We start from the raw sequence: 22,026 nt of genomic DNA, 5'->3' as shown, positions 1-22,026 counted from the left end.
CACCTAGCACCTTTAATTACCAGAATATAAAGAAAATACCGATTCAATACTGAATCAAGTGGCGTAATATTGGCTATTAGAAGCCAGGATCCACTTGATTTTTTATTTTTGATTTATATCAGCAGTTTCTTCCAGTTGAAAAATAAGCTGTCAAGGTAACTGTTTACCGATATTTTTTATAGTTAAGTACTTTGTTAACAGTTAAATCGAAAAAAATGGCATGATTCTTGCTTATTAATAGAGTAGAGACATTATTGATTTCTACAAGGGGGAAATATTGATGGAAAGACCTTGGTTAAAACATATTGCAGACGGAAATCCAAAAGAAATTGAGATTCCTGAGATTTCTATATCTCAATTATTCGAGCAATCTGTAAATAAATATGAACATCAAACTGCTATTACCTTTTACACTAAATCGTATACTTACGGTCAACTTAATCAATGTGTTAAAAAGGTTGCTGCTTCTTTATTTAAGCTAGGAGTTTGTAAGGGAGATCGAGTTGCTCTTATGCTTCCGAATTGTCCTGAATATGTAATAAGCTATTACGCAGCGCAGCTATGTGGTGCAACTATTGTTCAAGTTAATCCAATGTATAAAGCATCTGAATTACTATATGTGTTAAATGATTCGCAGGCAAAAGTGCTTGTCGTGATCGATTCCCTTCTTCCGATTGTACAAAGCATCATTGATCAAACCTCCCTTACAGACACTTTAACTGTTTCCTTTGAAAAAGAGAGTATGTTTCAAGAACTCCTGAGTGATTCGGGTGTTCAGCTTCCAAATGTAAACATTAATGCAAGAGAAGATGTCGCGGTACTTCAATATACCGGTGGCACGACAGGTCGGTCAAAAGGGGCCATGCTCACTCATTATAATCTTGTTGCAAATACTCTTCAAGGAGCTGCAACGGCACAGATTAAAACTCGATTAGGTGAAGAAAGGGTACTTACTATTATTCCATTGTTTCATGTGTATGGGATGACAAGTGCCATGAGTCTAACACTTTACAATGGTGGTAATTTGATTTTAGTTCCAAGGTTTGACGTAAAGGAAGTTGTCCAGCTGATTGAAACGACAAAACCGACTGCATTCCCAGGTGTTCCGACGATGTTCATTGCCTTACTAAATTATTATCAATCCTACAAATTTGATCTAAGCTGTTTAACATATTGTACAAGTGGCTCTGCGCCCTTGCCTGTTGAAGTAATTAATAGATTTAATGAAGTTAGTGGAACAGCTGTTGCTGAGGGTTATGGACTTTCAGAAGCCTCACCTGTAACACATCGAAACCCAATTGCTGGCCTACAAAAAAGGGGAAGCATAGGTATACCAATTGTAAATACGGATTCAAAAATTGTAGACATAGCAACAGGTGAAGAAACGCTAGGAATCGGTGAAGTTGGTGAATTGATCATAAGTGGGCCCCAAATCATGAAAGGGTATTGGAAAATGCCAGAAGAAACAGCATCTGTTATAAGAAATGGATGGCTCTACACGGGTGATCTAGCCATGATGGATGCTGATGGTTTTTTCTATATTGTTGGTAGAAAAAAGGAAATGATTATTGCTAGTGGATTTAACGTTTACCCGATTGAGATCGAGGATGTTATATATAGTCATCCAAGTGTTCTCGAAGCAGCTGTGATCGGTATACCAGATGAATACCGAGGAGAGACAGTAAAGGCAATTGTAGTAATAAAAGAAAACCATGATTTATTAGAGTCTGAACTCATTCAATATTGTCGTGAGAGATTATCTGCCTTTAAAGTTCCTAGTGCAGTTACTTTTGTAGACGAACTACCGAAAACAACAGTTGGCAAAATTTTAAAGAGAAAACTCAAGGAAATATATTCCGTCTAAGAAAATTGGAGGTAGGACATGGATATTTTAATTCAGCAAATTTTTAATGGGCTTACAATTGGAAGCGTTTACAGCTTAGTGGCTCTCGGATTGACACTTGTTTATGGAATTCTTCACATTCCAAACTTTGCACATGGTGCTTTGTATATGGTTGGTGGGTATGTAACCCTAATTACAATGGAGAGTTTTGGTGTTCATTACTGGGTTGCGATATTCTTTTCCATACTCGTAGTTGGCTGTTTAGGAATATTAATGGAAAGATTAGTCTTTCATCCTTTACGAAATGCACCACCGATTCATGACAAAATCGCTGCAATTGGGGTTTTATTATTTTTAGAGGCCTTTGTCCAATTATTATGGGGTGCCGATTATAGACGTATGCTTTCTCCATACGATCAAGTGGTTGACCTCGCCGGAGTAACTGTCACAGTTCAGCGACTGCTTATCATTGGTACTGCTGTTTTAGTAATGATTTTACTGTATGTATTCTTGAAAAAGACGATGACAGGGGCAGCGATTATTGCGATGTCACAAAATCGAGAAGGTGCATTTTTAGTAGGAATCAATGCTAATAAAGTCGCGATGATAACATTTTTTATCTCGGGTGCACTTGCTGCTTTTGCAGCATCTATATCATCACCCATTAATTTAGTCTTTCCTGGTATGGGTCATTTAGTCATTCTGAAGGCTTTTGTTATCATTATTATCGGGGGCATGGGAAGTATTCCTGGTGCAATTATTGGTGGGTATATTATTGGTTTTTCTGAGAGCCTGAGTGCAACTTTTATCTCAAATGATTATAAAGATTTAATCGCATTTTTATTACTAGTGGTCATTTTAACAATTAGACCAAAAGGGTTATTTGCAAAGGGGGTTCAATAAATGTCGACCTTTTTGAACCAAAGAAATGGTACTATCTTAGTTTTAGTGGCAGCACTAGTGTTTCCACTTCTATCGGATAATCAATATATGCTACATATCTTTTCCTCTGTGTTTATTTTTGCAATTGGCGTTTATGGTTTAAATATGATTGGTGGTTATACAGGTCAGCTTTCATTAGCCCATGCTGGTTTTTTTGGTATCGGTGCTTATGCAGTTGGGGTGTTGACGGTAAAGGTTGGTTTAAACTTTTGGTTGGCTCTAATATTAGGAATTATTATTACATCCTGTATCGGCTTTTTAATCGGCTTAATTGCTCTTCGTACAAAGGAGCACTTCTTTGCCATTTATACGCTTTGTGTTGGTTATATTATTTATTTGGTTATCTATAAATGGGAAGCAGTTACAGAAGGTGTTCGTGGACTAATTGGGATTCCTGCTCCTGCCCCGATTGGCCCGGTCACCTTCGATTCTCCAAAGACCCTTTATTATTTAATGCTTTTCTTCCTAGTGCTTGTGGTCTTCTTATTTAGAAGAATCGTTCAATCACTGGTTGGTCGAACGTATATAGCGATTAGAAATAGTGAAGAGCTTGCACAAACCATCGGTATTAATACGATGAAACAAAAGCTTGTTTCCTTTGTTTTATCTACTTTTTTTGCAGGATTAAGTGGCGGACTTTATGCATCGTTTATACGATTTATTGGGCCTGATATTTCGTATATAAATATTACGTTTGACATGCTTATGTATCTTCTTGTCGGTGGAATTGGAACGATCTCAGGTCCGTTAGTAGGTACCTTCCTGATTATATGGGTATCGCAGTATTTGCAATTCCTGCAGGATTATCGAATGTTAATTTTCGGACCTTTGCTAGTAATTATCATTATTTTCTATCCATATGGTATTGTTGGGGGCTTCCATTCTTGGGTGGCAAAACGAAAACTAAAGAAAGCCAAAATCCATATTACACCAATCAGGAACACGGCTACTGTTAAGGAGGAGAAATAATGCTTGTTCAGGTAAATGCACTTACTAAACGATTTGGCGGCCTTGTTGCTGTTGACAATGTTGACTTTGAAATTGAGCAAGGGAAGATTACAGCGATAATCGGACCAAACGGTGCGGGTAAATCGACTTTTTTTAACCTAATAAGTGGTTTTCATCCTCCCAACTCGGGCTCAGTTATCTATGATGGGACAGACATTACAGCTTTAAGAGCAGATCAGATTGCAAAGCTTGGAATTGCAAGAACCTTTCAAACTACCAATCTATTTGAGCAATCAACAGTACTTGATAATGTCATTATTGGTCATAGATTGAGAACAAAATCCGGATTATTTGATGCTGTTTTTAAAACGTCGAGGCTCAAGCGGGAAGAAAAGGAATGTAGAGATAAAGCCATGGAGGTGTTAGAGTTTGTTGAATTAGCAGATCTAGCTTATCAACCTGTCTCAGGCATTTCACAGGAAGCAAAAAAACGTACCGCATTTGCTTTAGCGTTAGCAACTGATCCCTCCATTGTATTCTTAGATGAACCGGCGGCAGGTGTAAATCCTGAGGAAACAGAGGGATTAGCAGAGTTAATTCGCAAAATGGTCAAAAAGGGTGTTACCGTTTGTTTAATTGAACACAAAATGCAGATGATCATGAACCTTGCTGACAAAATTATGGTGCTAAATTACGGAGAAAAAATTGCCGAGGGAACTCCTGAGGAAATCCAAAATAATCAATTAGTCATTGAAGCCTACTTGGGAGGTGGTAATATTGCTAAAGTTAACTAGTGTATCTGTCCACTATGGACCCTACGAAGCATTAAGAGATATTAATATAGAGGTTCAACAAGGTGAGCTTGTAGTACTCTTGGGAGCGAATGGTGCAGGTAAAAGTACGATTTTCCGAACGATTAGTGGATTAAGTAAGCCTTCCTCAGGCACGATTCATTTAAATGATCGGAGTATTGGAGGCCTATCCCCAGATCGCTTAGTTAAAGCGGGTATTGTTCAGTGTGCCGAAGGAAGAAAGCTTTTTCCACAAATGTCTGTTTATGAAAATCTTAATTTGGGTGGGTTTGTCTTACGTAAGGAGAAGGATAAACATAAAGAGTATTTACAGATGGTGTATGAGTTATTTCCAATATTAAAAGATAAAAAGGACAATTCAGCAGGTTCCCTGAGTGGTGGACAGCAGCAAATGCTAGCAATTGGAAGAGCGTTAATGGCACGCCCAAAGGTTATGCTGCTAGATGAGCCTTCAATTGGTTTAGCACCTTTAATTGTAGATCAAGTATTTGAAGTTATTAAGCAGATAAATAAAACGGGAACAACAGTGTTGCTTGCTGAACAAAATGCAAATGCTGCTCTAAAGATCGCAGACAGAGGCTATGTAATTGAAACAGGAAGAATTGTCTTAGAAGGAACAAGTGAAGAACTCTTTGAAAACGATAGTATTCGGAAGGCATATATAGGTGCTTAACTAGTAGTCCATTTTGCTTGAAGGGGGGTGTCCTACCTGGGTCACTTGTTTCAACGACTTATCTGTTTAATAGACTATTAAATTATTAAAGGGGGAAATGTAAATGTTTAAATTGAACAAATTGTTATTTTTCATGCTTCTTTTATTTGTTTTAATGTTAGCAGCTTGTAGTAGCACACCTTCCTCACAACCAGAAAGTGAACCAGAAGATACAGAAACAGATCCAGAAAAAGAACCAGAACCAGTAGTAGAAGAAGAGGCAGGTACAGTCAACATCGGATATAGTGGTCCATTAAGCGGTCCAGCAGCCTATTACGGTGAAAATACTCTTAGCGGGATAAAAATGGCTGTTGAAGAGATCAATGGTAGCGGTGGATTCGAGGTTGCTGGAAAGAAATATAATCTGAACCTTGTTTCTTTAGATGATAAATACTTACCGAATGAGACAGGTGCTAACGCTAAAAGGTTAGTTCAGGAAAATAAAACACCTATTATTTTTGTTCCTCATAGTGGCGGAATCTTCGCTACACAGGTGTTTAATATGCAGGAAAAATTTATAATCGGTGCTTACTCTAGTGAACCTAAAATAACAGAACAAGGGAATTCATTATCTTTACGAATTCCACCAAAATATAGCGCGTATATTGAACCATTCTCCACCTATCAAATGGAGCGCTATGGAAAAAAGATCGCTTTACTACCAACGGCAACACAATATGGTAAGGATTGGACTTCTGTTTTAGAGCCAGGCTGGAAGGCGCTTGGCGGAGAGGTTGTATATAATGGATCGATTGATTTTAGTAAGGATACAGATTTCTATACAATCGTAACAAATGCACTACAGGAAGAGCCAGATGTATTATTTGTAGGAGGACCTTCACAACCAACAGCTTTAGTTATTAAACAAGCTAGAGAATTAGGATTTAAAGGTGGTTTCCTCATTATGGACCAAGCAAAGCTTGATGAAATAGAAGCTGTACTAGGTGGAACAGAATTAATTGAGGGCTCTGTCGGAGTTCTACCTCTTATTTATTCGAAAAATGCAGGAAATGAAAAGTTTATCACAGATTATATAGCAGAGCATGGAAAAAATCCAGGTTCAGAAGCGGGTTATCATTATTTGGCAACCTATTTATTTGTTGAAGCGATGAAAGCTGCAGGAACAGTTGAAGACGCTGAAGCAATTATGGCGAAGGTGCAAGCAGGTCTAGATGCACTTCCGGCAGACAAAAAAATCTATGATATTACCGAACTAGAAGCAAACGGTGGTTTAGTAACACCACTTAGAATGGGTGTTGTAGAAGACGGCAAAATTGTTGATAAATCATTAGGAGAATAAAGATAGGTAGTATAGATGGTCAGTGAATTTCTGACCATCTATATTTTTCTAAAGTTATAGTTAACGAAACCTGCTTAACCACAGAAAGGAGTTAAAATGTGACTGCGAATCAAGATCCAAGAATTAGATATCAAAGTTTATTTTCAGACCTTTTAGGATTCCAAGCTATTTCATATGAAAAAGGAAATGTGATATTGCAACTTCAAATAGAAGATTATCACAAAAATAGTATTGGAACAGTTCATGGTGGGGTCATTGCTACCATGATCGATAACATTATTGGTGCAACTATCACTTCGCTTGTTTCACTCCCCTCTACAACAATAAATCTAAATATCTCTTACACTAAGCCGGCTGTAGATGGTCTATTAATTGCTAAAGCTACTATTTTACAACAGGGGTATCGTATTGTGACTGGAGAAGGGATTATAACAGACCAAGATGATCAAATGATTGCAAAAGGAACAGGAACATTTAAAATACTACATTCAAAATAATTCATTTATGAATTATTAAATACAGAAATGAATGAACAAAACACTATATCTGATTCAAAAACGAATGGTTAATTTCCCATTACTCACAAAACTCTAACTAATGTCAATCTTATTTGTTGGCATGATTCTTGCTTTATATATTAGTACAATACATGTTTGAAAGGGGAATGGTTATGAATAAAGCAGTTATTGTCTCAGCAGTAAGAACGCCCATTGCCAAAAAAGGTGGGGCATTATCGTCATTAGAACCATTTATATATGGTGCACTTGTCTTGAAGGAGGCATTAAACCGCACGCAGGTTCATGGTAAAGAGGTTGATGATGTCATCCTTGGAAATTGTGGTGCAGGAGGGGGAAATATTGCGCGGCTTACACTACTACAAGCAGGATTGCCGTTTTCTGTCCCTGGCTTAACTATTGACCGCCAGTGTGGATCAGGTATTAATAGTGTTGCACTAGCTGCTGAAGCAATTGTTGCAGGAAAGGCAAATGTTGTTATGGCGGGTGGAACCGAAAGTTTATCTCGATCTCCTTATTTATTAACTCCTCAGGAAACAGCTTTCGATCGTATGCCACCAAAGTTTGTGAAGAGGAAGTTATCACCTGATCATATCGGAGATCCACCAATGGGAATAACAGCTGAAAATTTGGTTGAGATTTACTCTATTTCAAGAGAAGAACAAGATGAATTTGCGTTTAGAAGTCAACAGAAAATGGGTATTGCAATGAAAAATCTATGGTTTGAAGAGCAAATACTACCGATTTCTATTAAAACAAAAAAAGGAGAGTGGTTGTTTAAAGAGGATGAACACCCCAGAGCAGATACAACCTTGGAAAAGCTATCCATGCTATCCCCAGCTTTCAAGCAAGGCGGCACTGTTACAGCGGGGAATTCTTCAGGCGTGAATGATGGTGCATCTGCCTTGTTGATCATGTCAGAGCAGGAAGCAAAGAAGAGAGGTTTAGAACCCTTAGCCTATATCTCAGATTGGGCGGTGGCCGGCGTTGATCCTAATATTATGGGTTTAGGCCCTGTACCAGCCGTACAAAAGCTATTAAAGCAATCTGGAGAAAAGCTTGATGAGTTCGATCTGATTGAAATTAATGAAGCATTTGCTGCTCAGGTTCTTGCCTGTGATAGAGAGCTGTCCTTTAATATGGAAAAGGTAAATGTTAATGGTGGAGCAATTGCTCATGGTCATCCCATTGCAGCAACAGGAGGAATGCTAATAACTAAATTGATATATGAAATGAAAAGAAGAAATGTTAAAAAAGGTCTCGTCACAGCATGTATAGGCGGAGGACAAGGAATTGCTTTAAGTCTAATAAGAAAATAGGGAGAATTCTATCTTCTTAAAATAAGGGTGTGTTTGGATGAACTTTATGCTTGATGAGGATATTTTATTTTTAAAAAAAAATATAAAAGATTTTATAAAAAATGAAGTAGAGCCTTTTTCAATGCAAATTGAGGAAGAGGATAAGATACCACAAGAAATTATCGAAAAGTCAAAGAAAATTGGTTTGTTTAGTTTAAGTATCCCAGAGGAATATGGTGGTCTAGGAATTGGGATGGTTGGTAAATGTGCTTTATATGAGGAAATTGGTAAAACACATAATGGATATACAACTCTAATAGGAGCACATACTGGAATAGGTTCAGTAGGTATTGTTGAAATGGGAAGTGGATTTTTAAAAAGACAGTATTTACCTGATATGGCAAGGGGAGAGCGAATTGGCGCCTTTGCTTTGACAGAGCCTCAGGCAGGATCACATGCAACAAATTTGAAGACAACTGCAGTTAAACAGGGTAATAAATATATTCTTAATGGAACCAAACATTATATTACAAATGCAACAGTTGCTGACATTTTTACAGTGATGGCTGTAACTGAACCAGAAAATGGATCCAGAGGAATAACTTCATTTGTAGTAGAGAAAGGGTTTCCAGGATTTAAAGTAGGTGTAGTAGAAAGAAAAATGGGACTTAGAGGCTCTCACTCAGCTGAACTCATTTTCGAAGATTGTGAGGTTCCTGAAGAAAACGTTCTTGGTGAGGTTGGTCAAGGTTATGTAAACGCATTAAAAATATTAACTAACGGTCGTGCAGGTTTGGCTGCCCGAAATTTAGGCTCCTCTCAAAAGCTATTAGATATGTGTATGTTACATGCTGAAAATAGAGAACAGTTCCACGTTCCAATCATTGAGCATCAAGCCGTTGCTCATATGCTTGCTGAAATGGCACTAGAAGTTGAAGCTCTCCGGTCATTTATGTACCGTGTTGCTTGGATGGTAGATCAAAAACAGAAGGTTATTAAAGAAGCAGCAATGCTAAAGCTATATGGCTCAGAAGTATACAACAGAGTAGCAGACAAGGCCGTTCAAATCCATGGAGGCCTTGGTTATATAAAAGATTTTCCGATAGAACGATATTTTCGTGATGCTAGAATCACGAGAATTTATGAAGGAACTTCCGAGATTCAAAAAAACATCATCGCGGCTCAGCTTAGGAAGGAATATAGCAGGTGACTTCATAGGAATAAGCGTTGAATTGCTTACAATACCTTCAAATGTTATTTTTTCAATTTCAATCAATTTCATAAACCACAAAACGAGTTAATTGACGAATGGAGAGGATCAATCATATGTACTTACGCCTAACAGAAGAGCAAAAGATGGTTCAAAAAACGATAAGAAAATTTGTCGAAAAGGAATTAATACCGCTTGAAAATGAAGTTTTACGTAATGAACGGGAAGGAAAGCCTAGTTTATCACCAGAAAAGAAACATGAGCTTCAGCTTAAAGCAAAGTCTGCTGGGTTTTGGGGTATTAATACACCTGCTGCCTATGGTGGAGCAGATTTAGGACAGATGATGCTTGCTCTTGTAGTGATGGAGATTTCAAAAACATTTGTTCCTTTTCAGTTTGGTGGCTCTGCCGATAATATTTTGTATTATGGAAATGAAGAGCAGAAGAAAAAGTATTTACTCCCAACAATTAATGGGGAGAAGAAGTCATGCTTTGCTATGACAGAGCCTGATGCAGGATCAGATACTAGAAACATTAAGATGACGGCAGTTAAGGACGGAAATGAATGGATTTTAAATGGAGAGAAAACCTTTATTACTGGAGGAAATGAAGCAGATTTCGTCATGGTTATAGCTGTAACAGACAAAGAAAAACATGCAGCAACAGGGCGCGAGGGCGTAACATGCTTTATTGTGGATCGAGATATGGGATGGAAGTCTGAATATATCCATACAATGGGAGAGTGGGGTCCTGCTGGCTTAGTTTTTGATAATGTTAGAGTACCAGAAGAAAATGTACTAGGCGAAGTAGATGGTGGCTACAATCTAGGTTTAGAGTGGATTGGTTTTGCTAGATGGATAGTTGGAGCGAGAGCAGTTGGCTCTGCAGAAAGATTACTTCAGATGGCCATTGATTATGCAAAGGAACGTAAAACATTTGGAAAACCAATTTCAGAGCGTCAGGCCATACAATGGCAAATTGCAGACTCTGCTGTAGAAATCGAGGCAGCTAAATGGTTAGTCTTAAATGCAGCATTTACATTAGATCATGGTGAAGATAACCGCCATTTAGCTTCAATGGCCAAATTATATGGTGCAAATATGGGAAATAATGTGGTAGACCGTGTTCTTCAAATACATGGAGGGATGGGCTATACAAGAGAACTTCCTATTGAACGATGGTACCGAGAGGCTAGACTTTGGAGAATTTACGACGGCACCGATGAAATACAGCGTTTAATCATTTCTAGAAATCTACTAAAAGGCCATGTGAAAGTAGGACAGTATTTATAAATAACAAGCTTTAAATAGAAGGAGGTACAAGATAATATGACGGGAAGATTTTTTGGAAGAGTAGCATTTGTAACCGGTGGTAGTAGGGGAATAGGCCGAGCCATAGTTGAACAATTTGCAGAGGAAGGGGCCAAGGTTGCACTTATTGATGTCAATGAAGAAGCCTTATTTGAAGCAACATATGAATTACGTGAAAAAGGGGTAGAAGTATTTTCAAAGATTGCAAATGTTGTAGACGCTAATCAAGTTGAATTAGCAATGGAAGAGACTGTAAGTACCTTTGGTTCCCTTGACATTTTGGTTAATAACGCAGGTGTAATCCGAGATAATTTATTGTATAAAATGTCTGATGATGATTGGCAAACGGTTATGGATGTTCATTTAAAAGGATCGTTCAATGCATGTCGAGCAGCACAAAAACATATGGTTAAGAATAAATATGGGAGAATTATTAATATATCATCTACCTCAGCGCTTGGCAATCGTGGGCAAGCAAACTATGCGACGGCAAAAGCAGGCTTGCAGGGATTAACTAAAACATTAGCAATTGAGCTTGGAAGGTATGGAATTACCGCCAACTCGGTAGCACCAGGATTCATTGAAACAGAGATGACAAAAGAAACTGCCAGAAGAATAGGCATCCCTTTTGAAGACCTCATTTCAGCGAGTGTAGCGAAAATTCCAGTTGGTAGGAGTGGTAAACCAGAAGATATTGCAAATGCTGTAGCCTTCTTTGCGGATGAAAAATCTTCGTTTGTAAGTGGTCAAGTCATTTATGTAGCCGGTGGCCCTAAAAACTAATACACAGTTAGAGGTGAAGAAATGTATACAAGTTGTATTGGCAAGAAATCTAGTAAAGTAAAAAATACGGTTGAAAGAGGGGCTGTAAAGAAATTTGCTGAGTCAATAGGTGATTCACATCCGATTTTTATTGATGAAGAAGTGGGGTTAAATTCTAGGTATAAAGCTAATATAGCACCTCCCACATTTCCTCGGGTATTTGAATACGGATCCATTGAAGAATTACAGTTACCAAATAAAGGTCTTATTCATGGGGAACAAATCTATCATTATCAAAAACCATTGCTAGTTGGAGAAGATATCCTGTGCTATCAAGAAGTTAAAGATTATTATGAACGGTCAGGGAAGCTTGGAGAAATGGGCATTCTTGTTATTAAGAGATATGGTGAATCTCTAACCGGAGAATTAATATTTACTGCTGAACAGGTTGTAATTTTAAATGAAGCAGTTAGAAAGGCGGTTAGAACATGAAAAGTATAGGTGATCTTCATATTGGAGATGCACTTAATGATATAAACCTCTCCCCAGTTACCAGAATTGATTTAATTAAATATGCTGGGGCTTCTGGTGATTATAACCCAATTCATACCATTGATGAAGAAGCGAAAAGGGCTGGGTTACCAGGAATTATTGCTCACGGAATGTGGACAATGGGAAATCTAGCTAAACTATTTACCCCGTTTTATGAAGAAGGATTTGTTCAGGATTACTCAATCCGATTTAAGGGGATGGTTTTTTTAAACGATATGATTACATTAAAGGCTGTATTAAAGGAGGTGAATACTAGTCAATATGTGTTTGATGTTGTGGCAATAAATCAGCATGGAGATGATGTTATCAAGGGCAATTTAGCTTTTGCAAAATATGAATAATGAGAATGGGGAGTGTTGATCATATGAGTTTGCATCCACAGGCTGAAGCGTTATTAAATGCATTTAAAGTCAGGAATTTACCGCCATTAGAAGATCTAGGTGATATTGGGGCAGCAAGAGCACTGTATACAGAATCTAGCAAGGTCTTAAGTCTATCAGAAGATATTTATGAAGTAGAGGATCGAACAATATTAGGCTATAGCAAAGAAATAACTATTAGAATTTATTCACCAAATGAGAATCCAGTAGTACCTGCACTTGTTTATTTTCATGGTGGGGGCTGGGTAATTGGGAATATCGACACCCATGACGCTCTTTGCCGTTCCTTTGCAAATGAAGCAGGCTGTAAGGTGATTTCAGTAGATTATGGTTTAGCACCCGAGAATAAGTTTCCAGTACCGGTGGAAGATGCCTATCTTGCAACTAAGTGGGTATCAGATCATGCTGTAGAATTAGGTGTTGATTCAAAAAGGATCGCGGTTGGTGGAGATAGCGCTGGTGCAAATCTAGCGGCAGTCGTTTGTTATTTGTCAAACCAACGAAAAGGTCCAGAAATTAGTCATCAACTATTATTTTATCCATCCACAACGTTTGAACCAACTGAATCGTACGAGAAATATAGTGAAGGATACTATTTAACAAAGGCTACAATGAAGTGGTTTGGGGAGCAATATTTCTCAATGCCAAGTGAGACACAAAGTCCACTCGCAGCACCTATGCTCATTCCTGATGAGGAAGCAGCACTTCTCCCGCCAGCTTACATAGTAACAGCAGAATACGATCCATTATGTGATGGTGGAGAAAAATATGCTAGCAAACTATCAGAGGCTGGTGTAAAAACAACCTATATTTGCTACCCAGGGATGATTCATGGTTTCATGTCAATGACTGCTCCATTAGAGAGTGGTAGAACAGCCATAAAAGAGTCTGCCCGGTATTTAAAAAGAGAGCATCAGCAAGCAGTCGAAAATAAATAAACTTACATCGATCAGGAAAAGGGATGAGAATTCGTTCATCCTTTTTTCTAATTAATATTATTTAAATTCAAGACCCTTTGCTTTTAAAAACATGTTGTTACAATTATGATAGATGGAAAGTAAGTTAAGGTAGTTACAATTCTATTAGTAGGTGAGTTTAAATGACCTCAATTTCAGTACAAATGACTAGCGATGATCACCCTCGAGTACTTCAAGAAACTAAAGTTGTTCTGATATGGAGTTTCACTGTTTGGTTAGTTGTTATGAATACGACCATGTTTAATGTGGCATTACCAACAGTACTCATGGATTTATCGATTACCTCCTCCACTGCTTCGTGGATTGTGTCAGGTTATTCGATCGTTTTTGCTATTGCAACCCTAACTTTCAGTCGTTTATCTGATTACATACCAATAGGCAAACTACTCTTAATAGGATTAACGATATTAGGAATGGCCTCCATGATCGGGTTTCTTTCCAACAGCTTCATTCTTTTGTTAGTTGCACGAATACTTCAAGCAGCGGGTGCAGGAGCTGTACCTGGTTTAGCTATGGTTCTTGCAGGTCGCTATATTCCAATCTCTAGAAGGGGTAGGGTAATGGCTTATATATCCTCTGCTGCCTCACTAGGGTTTGGTCTTGGACCAGTTTTAGGTGGGATTATTACTCAATACCTGGGCTGGAATTATCTGTTTGCTGTGACTGGATTTGTTATCCTACTCATTCCATTTTTTAAAAAACTACTGCCTGAGGAAGAAATTAAAAAGGTGAAGTTTGATACATTTGGAGGGCTACTGACAGGATTAAGTGTAACTGGATTATTGTTATTTCTAAGTAGTTTTTCATTTGTATATTTAATTTGCAGCATAGTCTTATTACTTGTTATGTGGAGACATATTCACCAAATTGATATGCCTTTCGTTCAGCCGAAGTTACTAAAGAATAAGAGATATATGCAATTACTTTCAATTGGTTTTTTTGTATTTCTCACACACTTCGCTACTTTATTTTTAATGCCCATTATTTTAACAGTAGTATTCTTCAAGGATCCAGCTGAGGTGGGGTTATTGATATTCCCAGGTGCCATATTATCTGCTATTGCTGCACAGTTTATTGGACGTCTAATTGACCAATTTGGGAATTTACCCATAATTATTATGGGTCAGCTACTCTTGCTGATTGCGACTATTTTATTTACACTAACATCAACAATCTCACCGTACTATATTCTTTTTACATATATGTTTATGAGTACTGGCTTTTCAGCTTTAACATCAAGTATTTCAAATGAGATCTCGAGAATTTTAACCGATGAAGAAATTGGAGCCGGTATGGGAATGGCGCAGTTATTTCAATTCTTTGGTGGTGCCTTTGGTGTGACAGTTACTGGTATTGCTTTAACCATATTACATGATATGTCCCAAAATCTTATGTATAGTATCATTTTTTCAGGATTGGTTATTTTGATTCTAGGTGGGTTTATGATTATTGGTTTTTATATTAGAAATGGTGAAAGGCGGTTAAGTAGGTAGAAATAACTTTACAAAAGGAGGTCCTTCTTTGATATCTACATTAAAGTTTCCCCAGTTATCGTATACAGGCTGGGGTGCAATGGAAAATTTAGCTCCTGAACTAATAAAACGAAATGTTACCTCGATATTAATCGTGACAGATCCCGTTTTGATTCAGCTTGGAATGATAGATAAGATGATCGCTTCTCTTGATGTGAAATTCAGAATAAAACTCTATTCTGATGTTGAACCAGAACCTTCTCTTGAGTGCGCACAAAAGCTTATTGACTTCGCACGAAATGGTAGCTTTGATTGTGTAATTGGAATAGGTGGGGGTAGCACACTAGATCTTGCCAAATTAACTGCTGTTGTTTATACAAATGATGGAGATGTTAAAGATTACTTAAATTTAACTGGCACTCGAGTACTAAAGCATAAAGGAATTCCTAAGATACTAATTCCGACAACATCAGGCACGGGTAGTGAGGTAACCGATATTTCTGTATTATCCTTAGAACATACTAAGGATGTTATTACACATGAATATTTAATTGCGGATGTCGCTATCGTAGATCCGGAGTTAACATTAACTCTACCGAGTAGAGTGACCGCAGCAACAGGGGTAGATGCACTAACACATGCAATAGAATCCTTCTTATCGGTAAATGCGAATGTCGCAACAGATGCACTGGCAATAAAAGCAATTGAGTTACTAGCAAATTCCTTGCGCAGTGCTGTACATCAAGGGGATGATAAAAAGGCGAGAACGGATATGAGCTATGGGAGTTATTTAGCGGGACTTTCCTTTTTTAACGCAGGAGTTGGAGGTGTTCATGCTTTAGCATATCCATTAGGTAGTCAATTTGGCATCCCACATGGCGAGGCAAATGCTGTTCTACTACCATATGTGATTCCATATATCTCGAGTAAAGTTCCTCAGAAGATGATAGAAATTAGAAAACTGATAAATAAAGAAGAAGATCATGAGGATACTCCTTTATACTATTATAAGCTACTAAAGAAGTTAATTTCAGATGTTCAATTACCCACGAGTATAAAGGAATATGGTGTACAATTGGATGATCTATCTAAATTAACAGAGGATGCAACAAAGCAAACAAGGTTATTAGCGAGAAGCCCAATGCCGCTTCTTAAAAATGATATCTATCAAATTTATCAAATGGCCTATGAAGGCAAATTTTCTATTGATGAAATTTAATAAAAGGCAGGGGTACGATGTATAAAACGATTATTGAACCAAGAGTTTCTGAAACAGATGGAGTAGGTCATATTAATAACACAACATTACCGATATGGTTTGAAGCAGGGCGAAACCAATTATTTAAATTATTTATGCCTGATCATTCCTTTTCTAATTGGAAGATGATCATCATTAATATGAACGTTGAATTTGTTAAACAGATTTATTTTGGTAGAAACGTTGTAGTTTATACTTGGGTCAAAAGAATTGGAAGCTCAAGTTTAGAACTGTATGAAGAAATTCACCAGGATCAAACACTTTGTGCAATCGGAAAAACAGTTTATGTGAATTTTAATCATACAACTCAAAGATCAGAGCCTATATCTGATGAAATTCGGAAAGAATTGCAATATCATTTGTATGAAGATAAGTAATGATTCTGTATTATGCCTGTATCTTTAAATAGATAACATTATAGTTGGTGTGAGAACTGATCTTCATAAAGGTCAGTTCTTTTCCACGTTCAGGAACTTTTTATACAGATTTATATGAGATGTGAATTTTCTTCCGAGGTTCAAGGCACGAACTGTTAAATCATTTAGGTATTAAACTGGAAATACTACGGACCTAATCTTATGTTCTATGAACCGAATGTATAGTTCTATGAACCAAACTGAGTGTACTATGAACAAAAGAATACCGACATCCTTCACTATGTTCCGCTCAGTCAATGTGAGTGATTTACATCAGTCATATGTAGTTTAATTATCACAAAAATTTCAATGAAACAAAATTTCGTGTTGCGAAATATCGACATTCAATTTATTCTTAAATAAGACGATAATAAGCAAAGGAAGACACCGATGAATAGAAAACTAATTTTATATGTAAAAGCATTATCTGATTTTGGTACGTATATGGATTTAATTGTTTTGAATGTGGTGATGTATGCCGCAACAGGAAGTACGATTTGGCTTGCTGCTACAATGGCTGCACGAACAATTGGTGGTGTTCTTTCTAGCTTAGTTGCAGGTGTTTTAGCTGATAGATATAATCGTAAAAACATTATGATTGTAACGGATGTGTTACGGGCGGTTGTTATTATTTTATTAATTATATTTCCTAGTCCAACAATGATTCTATTCGCTTCGTTTTTAATCGGATTAATCAGCACAAGCTTTATGGTAAGCTTTAGTGCAGAGGTACCACAAATTTTTGGAGAAGACAAAGTGTTAGAAACCAACTCACTTATTGCTAGATTAACATCTATTAGTTTAGTAGCAGGATTCATAGGTGCAGGATTAATTACGGATTTTCTAGGTTATAAAATAACCCTGGCAATAGATGCAGGCACTTATCTATTATCAGCAGTAGTATTGATGAGAATGAAGTGGCAGCCATCACCTACTAGACAAGTAGAAATCGCTAACGGAGTTAAAGCGAAACTAAAATCAATTGCGGATGATTTAAAAGAGGTCCATTTATATTTAAAAGTAGCTCCAATGCTTATGATGATTAATGTTGTTTTTCTAATCGGGGCTTTTGCAGGAAGCTCACATAATCTAGGAATCCCACTTTTAGCCGAGGACCTAGATCCAACAAGGCAAAGCTTCTATTATGGATTCATTTGGGGAGTATGGGGTGTAGGTGCTGTTCTAGCTACATATACACTACCTAAACTAAGATGGTTAAAAGATAATAAACTCTTTTTCGCTGCTTTTATCTGTGCGATTCTAATGTCTACAGGCTTTATCGTCTTTTTATCAAATACTAGCTTACCAATTATTTTTGCATTTGCTTTCTTAACAGGAATTTTTGATGCAGCTTTTACTACATTGCATGCTACAATTCTACAAAAAACAGATAACCATATAAGAGGGCGTATTTTTGGAATTGGGATGCTACTTAAATCACTAGGATTTGCTTTAGGTTTTATCATTGCACCAATTTTACTTAAAGGATTGACGATGCCACAGATGGTCTGGGTTTTACATGGAACATTTATTACCACAACTCTCGTCGTTATTTCAATAACATGGGTATGGTCAATGAAAAATAAGGTGATTCAAAAGCTTGAAAAAATATGAATGCCATGGCTTTTGGTCATCAATCTTTATTTCAGGTCTTGATTCGTATGCTACCAGATGTCGGAGCTGAAGTTGTGAAAAGAGGTATTGATCGATTCTCAGCTGAACTTTTACATCCTGAAGTGGTCTAACAAATATTTATAAAAAGTAACTAGAAACCCAGGTAATTACTTATTGCCAGGGCTTTTCTATATAAGGTGTTGATTCAAATAGATATTAAAAAACAAGAAGAATTACAGACAAGAACATTGTTATTTTTCTTTATTCCTTTAGGTTTGTCTGCAAGTCTTGTTACTCTATCCCACATTATTATCAATAGTACTTTAGCTAGGGCTGAGAATGCCGAATTTGTTATTGCGAGCTATGCCATTGCGATGAGCTTATTCGGTATTACGGAACGTCTTGCAGTATTACTTCGTCAAACATGTTCATCATTAGTAAGGGACAAGAGTTCATTTAAGATTATGTCTAGCTTTTCTGGTTACGTTATCATTAGTTTACTAATTGTATCATTAGCAGTGGCGTATACGCCCGTTGGAAATTTCATTTTTTCTACGATTTATGGTGTGAAAGATGATATGGTTATAACGATAAAAGAGACCTATCAAGTCCTGATTTTTGTCACCATCTTTTCCGCTTTGCGTTGTTTAGGTCATGGAATTATCATTTTCAACCGTCAAACAAAATGGTTAACAATCGGGATGGGAATCCGACTAGCAGCGATGTATTTATTGTCCTTATATTTTATACAATCTGGAAGTATTGATGGTAGAACAGGGGCCTATATTTTTCTAGCAGGAATGATGATCGAGTGCATCATAAGTCTAATTGAAGCACGTTCTTTAGTTAAAAAGATGCCAGAAAAACAACCGCAACAAATAAAATCAAAAAAACAAATATTTAAATTTTACAGCCCTCTTATGCTGTCATCAATTATCATTGTTGCAGTAGGACCTGCAATTAACATCTTTTTAGGAAAAACAAATGATATAGCACTAGCAATAGCAAGCTATGCTATCGCTTTAAGTGTTACCCATCTGTTGATTAGTTTCTTCTCTTATACACATCAAATTGTTATTAATTTTTACGATGATTATGAAGCAAAGGTAAAACGATTTTCATTTGTGATGGGATTTATCCCATGTATTCTAATAGGAATCTTTTGTTACACTCCCATAGGAACATTTTTTATGGAGCATGTGATAGGTGTTGATGGTAGATTACTAGAAGCCAGTTTGCGAGTATTAAAGGTGTTTATGATTATGGCCTTAGTATTTCCGTTTGTAGATTTCTTTAATGGGTTACTAATGCTCCATAAACAAACAAAAGTAACAATTATTTCACAATCAACAAATCTTGTTATCACAATGATTATCTTATTCCTAGGTGTTCAATTTATGTCAGAGTGGAATGGTATAATCGGAGCCTTAGCGCAATCGTTTGGAATGCTTGCTGAACTTATAGTGGTTAGCAGCATTGTAAATGCAAGGGAGCACTCGGAAGGCCGGAGTAGTGTTTTTGCGATTAGAGGGTTGAGTAGGGAAGGATAATTTTCGGACTATAATTATTCAGTAAGACACTTTGCTTGAGATAAATTTCGTCTTATTTATTTCTTTCAGCTACTAATAAACAAAAAGAGACCCTCCTAATAAATGAATTAAAATAAGTGTGAATAATAGTAAAATCAAAGATTAAACCTGACAGGTTACCCAAATAATCTGCCAGGTTTTCTTAGTACATATCTTCACCAACATAGTGAAGATAAGGCATATTAGCACTTTCCACATTGTTTGGAAATAGTAATATATAATTTGATTATTCTTTTAGGGGCTTTTTGAGCAAAATCAATCTTGATAATCAGTGTAAATTAATCCTCACTTTTTAAGACAATTAATATGTCAAAGCTCTATCGAATTGCTCCATGTGGCAGTATTGCATGTACACCTTTTACACCATTGACAACTTGTGTGACACGGAGATCAACAGCAACACTCGCTAGTGCAAGTGCTTCAGCTTTTTGAATCTTGTAAAACTTTTGCATAAGTTGAACCATCTCATCAAGAGCTACAGCTGCAGCTTCATTTAAATCTTCATTCACACCAAATGTGACCCAACCTGATGGGGTATTGGCCCTTGGCATTTTTAAGTCGGGCATGTCATCATGAAGAATTAGCGTAAAGTCGACTAAATCCATTGGACATTCAATTGCTGTTCCAGATGACTCTCCGTCTCCTTGAACAGCATGGCCGTCACCTATAGAGAATAATGCACCATCAACTGATATTGGTAAAAAGAAACTGCTGCCACGAACTAACTCCTTACAATCAATGTTTCCTCCACAATAACGAGGTGGGGCCGTTGGATGAACACCAGGTTCGGCAGGAGCAACTCCCATTAATCCCATAAAAGGTTGTAAGCCAACGTGAAATTTTTGAGCGCCGATATTACATGTACCAGTCATAGTAGTTGGATTAAGTTCCCAATCTAATTGCACTTTCTCAGCTTCTGTAAGTCCTAATTTCTTATTTTGCCAGCTCGGATAACCACCAGCCCAATTTCGGCCATACCAACCAGGTACAATTTCATTCATTCGAATTTCTAACACCATTCCGGGCTTTGCACCAGAAACAGCAATAGGACCGATAATAGGGTGTCCTGGTTTTTCCTCATTTTCTCTTGACCTAAATATCAGTCTATCTTCATTTCTTGAAGAAGAGTATCCCCATTGAATATCAAGAGTTTTCAACTGAATTGTATCCCCGGAATTAACCGTTAGGATCGGTTGATAATCTTTACTGAAAGAACCGTGAAAATGTTTAGCGTCTAAATCTACTGTATGTATCATATGGTGTACTCCTTTACTATGTTATTGTATTAAGTTTACGATTTATTGTAGAAGTAAACAATTACTAACTATTGAAAATTTTAAATTCACATATTAAGTTGGAAGGCGGATAAAAACAATAGGAATTCCTTATCCTTTAACTTTGTAGTGTAATAAGGGGAGTTCCTATAAGCACGCAATGTCAGAGGTTGCAGCAATGACCTATTTGATTGGAAAAGGTATGGATCCCCAAACTGCATACCAAACAGTAGAGTCATGGGAAATACAAGAAAAGTTTTATTAGGAAAATAGAAACCCAGCGTATTATCGCTGATAAAATCAGATAATCGTCGATAAAAACTGATAATCGTTGCTATAGTAAACTTTATGCAACCAAAGTATCATATATAGAGAGCTTCACCCCTATTAAGGGCAAAAATAGACAATACATTTTAGGCAAAACAGTTTAATTCTGCATAATTACCGTAATTATAACGAACTATTACTTTGTTTTGCCCTAATATATGGCTTATGTCACTTTATATTTCCCTTTGTTAATACCACCATAATATAAAGATGGTAACTTAAGAGTAATATTCTCACTTGCAATTTTCCAACCATAAATAGCAGGCATACATAACTCCATTTAGGTAAATATTATGGTTTAGGAAGAAAAATTCACTTTTTAATTGATCCTGAATTTCGAACCTGTGGATAACTATGGGTTATCCACAGGTTGTTTTTAATTAGTAGGAAGTTTTTTACATGACTGGAAGTCATGTAACCAGTTTTCTACAGAACATATTGATAGAAGGATAGAGTTTCCCCCTCCCCATAAACGGGCTAGGAAGATATTATTTAATTTGGAAATTCTTATTCTG

The 22,026-nt window shown here is 36.9% G+C and carries 21 protein-coding genes; 20 read left to right on the top strand and 1 reads right to left on the bottom strand.

The window, feature by feature from the left end; genetic code table 11:
* The first annotated feature begins 280 nt into the window (after nucleotides 1-280).
* The 20 genes from ACOI1C_RS20075 (at nucleotide 281) to ACOI1C_RS19980 (ending at nucleotide 19,871) form a co-directional block, all read left to right on the top strand.
* On the top strand, nucleotides 281-1,864 hold the full coding sequence (locus tag ACOI1C_RS20075; protein ID WP_422512347.1) for a long-chain-fatty-acid--CoA ligase: 1,584 nt from the start codon (nucleotides 281-283) through the stop codon (nucleotides 1,862-1,864).
* A gap of 18 nt (nucleotides 1,865-1,882) precedes the next feature.
* Nucleotides 1,883-2,746, top strand: a complete 864-nt coding sequence (locus ACOI1C_RS20070) for a branched-chain amino acid ABC transporter permease (protein ID WP_422512346.1) — start codon at nucleotides 1,883-1,885, stop codon at nucleotides 2,744-2,746.
* Complete coding sequence (locus ACOI1C_RS20065) at nucleotides 2,747-3,754, top strand: branched-chain amino acid ABC transporter permease (RefSeq protein ID WP_422512345.1); 1,008 nt, start codon at nucleotides 2,747-2,749, stop codon at nucleotides 3,752-3,754.
* On the top strand, nucleotides 3,754-4,527 hold the full coding sequence (locus ACOI1C_RS20060; protein ID WP_422512344.1) for an ABC transporter ATP-binding protein: 774 nt from the start codon (nucleotides 3,754-3,756) through the stop codon (nucleotides 4,525-4,527). The genes ACOI1C_RS20065 and ACOI1C_RS20060 overlap by 1 nt, the downstream gene beginning before the upstream one ends.
* Complete coding sequence (locus ACOI1C_RS20055; RefSeq protein ID WP_422512343.1) at nucleotides 4,511-5,218, top strand: ABC transporter ATP-binding protein; 708 nt, start codon at nucleotides 4,511-4,513, stop codon at nucleotides 5,216-5,218. Before ACOI1C_RS20060 ends, ACOI1C_RS20055 begins: the two co-directional genes overlap by 17 nt.
* 103 nt (nucleotides 5,219-5,321) lie before the next feature.
* Nucleotides 5,322-6,557, top strand: coding sequence for an ABC transporter substrate-binding protein (locus ACOI1C_RS20050; protein ID WP_422512342.1), 1,236 nt, complete (start codon nucleotides 5,322-5,324; stop codon nucleotides 6,555-6,557).
* A gap of 98 nt (nucleotides 6,558-6,655) precedes the next feature.
* The gene (locus ACOI1C_RS20045) at nucleotides 6,656-7,054 is read left to right on the top strand and encodes a PaaI family thioesterase (RefSeq protein ID WP_422512341.1); all 399 of its coding nucleotides are present in this window, start codon (nucleotides 6,656-6,658) and stop codon (nucleotides 7,052-7,054) included.
* A 167-nt stretch (nucleotides 7,055-7,221) separates the two neighbouring features.
* The gene (locus ACOI1C_RS20040; RefSeq protein WP_422512340.1) at nucleotides 7,222-8,391 is read left to right on the top strand and encodes a thiolase family protein; all 1,170 of its coding nucleotides are present in this window, start codon (nucleotides 7,222-7,224) and stop codon (nucleotides 8,389-8,391) included.
* Between the two features lie 37 nt (nucleotides 8,392-8,428).
* Entirely contained in the window at nucleotides 8,429-9,580 is a 1,152-nt protein-coding gene (locus tag ACOI1C_RS20035; RefSeq protein WP_422512339.1) for an acyl-CoA dehydrogenase family protein, read from the top strand.
* A gap of 116 nt (nucleotides 9,581-9,696) precedes the next feature.
* Nucleotides 9,697-10,872, top strand: a complete 1,176-nt coding sequence (locus ACOI1C_RS20030; protein WP_422512338.1) for an acyl-CoA dehydrogenase family protein — start codon at nucleotides 9,697-9,699, stop codon at nucleotides 10,870-10,872.
* 36 nt (nucleotides 10,873-10,908) lie between these two features.
* On the top strand, nucleotides 10,909-11,673 hold the full coding sequence (gene fabG / locus ACOI1C_RS20025; RefSeq protein WP_422512337.1) for a 3-oxoacyl-ACP reductase FabG: 765 nt from the start codon (nucleotides 10,909-10,911) through the stop codon (nucleotides 11,671-11,673).
* 21 nt (nucleotides 11,674-11,694) lie between these two features.
* Complete coding sequence (locus ACOI1C_RS20020; protein WP_422512336.1) at nucleotides 11,695-12,144, top strand: MaoC family dehydratase N-terminal domain-containing protein; 450 nt, start codon at nucleotides 11,695-11,697, stop codon at nucleotides 12,142-12,144.
* Nucleotides 12,141-12,545 (top strand): MaoC/PaaZ C-terminal domain-containing protein, encoded by a 405-nt coding sequence (locus tag ACOI1C_RS20015; protein WP_422512335.1) that lies wholly within the window; start codon nucleotides 12,141-12,143, stop codon nucleotides 12,543-12,545. The genes ACOI1C_RS20020 and ACOI1C_RS20015 overlap by 4 nt, the downstream gene beginning before the upstream one ends.
* A gap of 23 nt (nucleotides 12,546-12,568) precedes the next feature.
* Complete coding sequence (locus ACOI1C_RS20010; protein WP_422512334.1) at nucleotides 12,569-13,522, top strand: alpha/beta hydrolase; 954 nt, start codon at nucleotides 12,569-12,571, stop codon at nucleotides 13,520-13,522.
* 161 nt (nucleotides 13,523-13,683) lie between these two features.
* Nucleotides 13,684-15,054: an MFS transporter gene (locus ACOI1C_RS20005; RefSeq protein ID WP_422512333.1), complete on the top strand. Its 1,371-nt coding sequence runs from the start codon at nucleotides 13,684-13,686 to the stop codon at nucleotides 15,052-15,054.
* Between the two features lie 28 nt (nucleotides 15,055-15,082).
* On the top strand, nucleotides 15,083-16,252 hold the full coding sequence (locus ACOI1C_RS20000; RefSeq protein ID WP_422512332.1) for an iron-containing alcohol dehydrogenase: 1,170 nt from the start codon (nucleotides 15,083-15,085) through the stop codon (nucleotides 16,250-16,252).
* 17 nt (nucleotides 16,253-16,269) lie between these two features.
* Nucleotides 16,270-16,668 carry an acyl-CoA thioesterase gene (locus tag ACOI1C_RS19995; RefSeq protein ID WP_422512331.1) on the top strand — a complete coding sequence of 133 codons (399 nt, stop codon included), beginning with the start codon at nucleotides 16,270-16,272 and terminating at the stop codon, nucleotides 16,666-16,668.
* A 429-nt stretch (nucleotides 16,669-17,097) separates the two neighbouring features.
* Nucleotides 17,098-18,321 carry an MFS transporter gene (locus tag ACOI1C_RS19990; RefSeq protein WP_422512330.1) on the top strand — a complete coding sequence of 408 codons (1,224 nt, stop codon included), beginning with the start codon at nucleotides 17,098-17,100 and terminating at the stop codon, nucleotides 18,319-18,321.
* Nucleotides 18,318-18,452 carry a hypothetical protein gene (locus tag ACOI1C_RS19985; RefSeq protein WP_422512329.1) on the top strand — a complete coding sequence of 45 codons (135 nt, stop codon included), beginning with the start codon at nucleotides 18,318-18,320 and terminating at the stop codon, nucleotides 18,450-18,452. Before ACOI1C_RS19990 ends, ACOI1C_RS19985 begins: the two co-directional genes overlap by 4 nt.
* A 66-nt stretch (nucleotides 18,453-18,518) precedes the next feature.
* A complete protein-coding gene (locus tag ACOI1C_RS19980) occupies nucleotides 18,519-19,871 on the top strand; it encodes a multi antimicrobial extrusion protein MatE (RefSeq protein ID WP_422512328.1) in 1,353 nt (450 codons plus the stop codon).
* A 356-nt stretch (nucleotides 19,872-20,227) separates the two neighbouring features.
* Here ACOI1C_RS19980 and ACOI1C_RS19975 read toward each other — a convergent pair whose 3' ends face one another.
* Nucleotides 20,228-21,166 carry an acetamidase/formamidase family protein gene (locus ACOI1C_RS19975; protein WP_422512327.1) on the bottom strand — a complete coding sequence of 313 codons (939 nt, stop codon included), beginning with the start codon at nucleotides 21,164-21,166 and terminating at the stop codon, nucleotides 20,228-20,230.
* Nucleotides 21,167-22,026: the final 860 nt, after the last annotated feature.

This window comes from Bacillus sp. DJP31 (assembly GCF_049310945.1).
In the GTDB taxonomy this organism is placed as follows: Bacteria; Bacillota; Bacilli; order Bacillales; family SA4; genus Bacillus_BS.
This window is presented reverse-complemented; position numbering and strand designations above follow the sequence as displayed.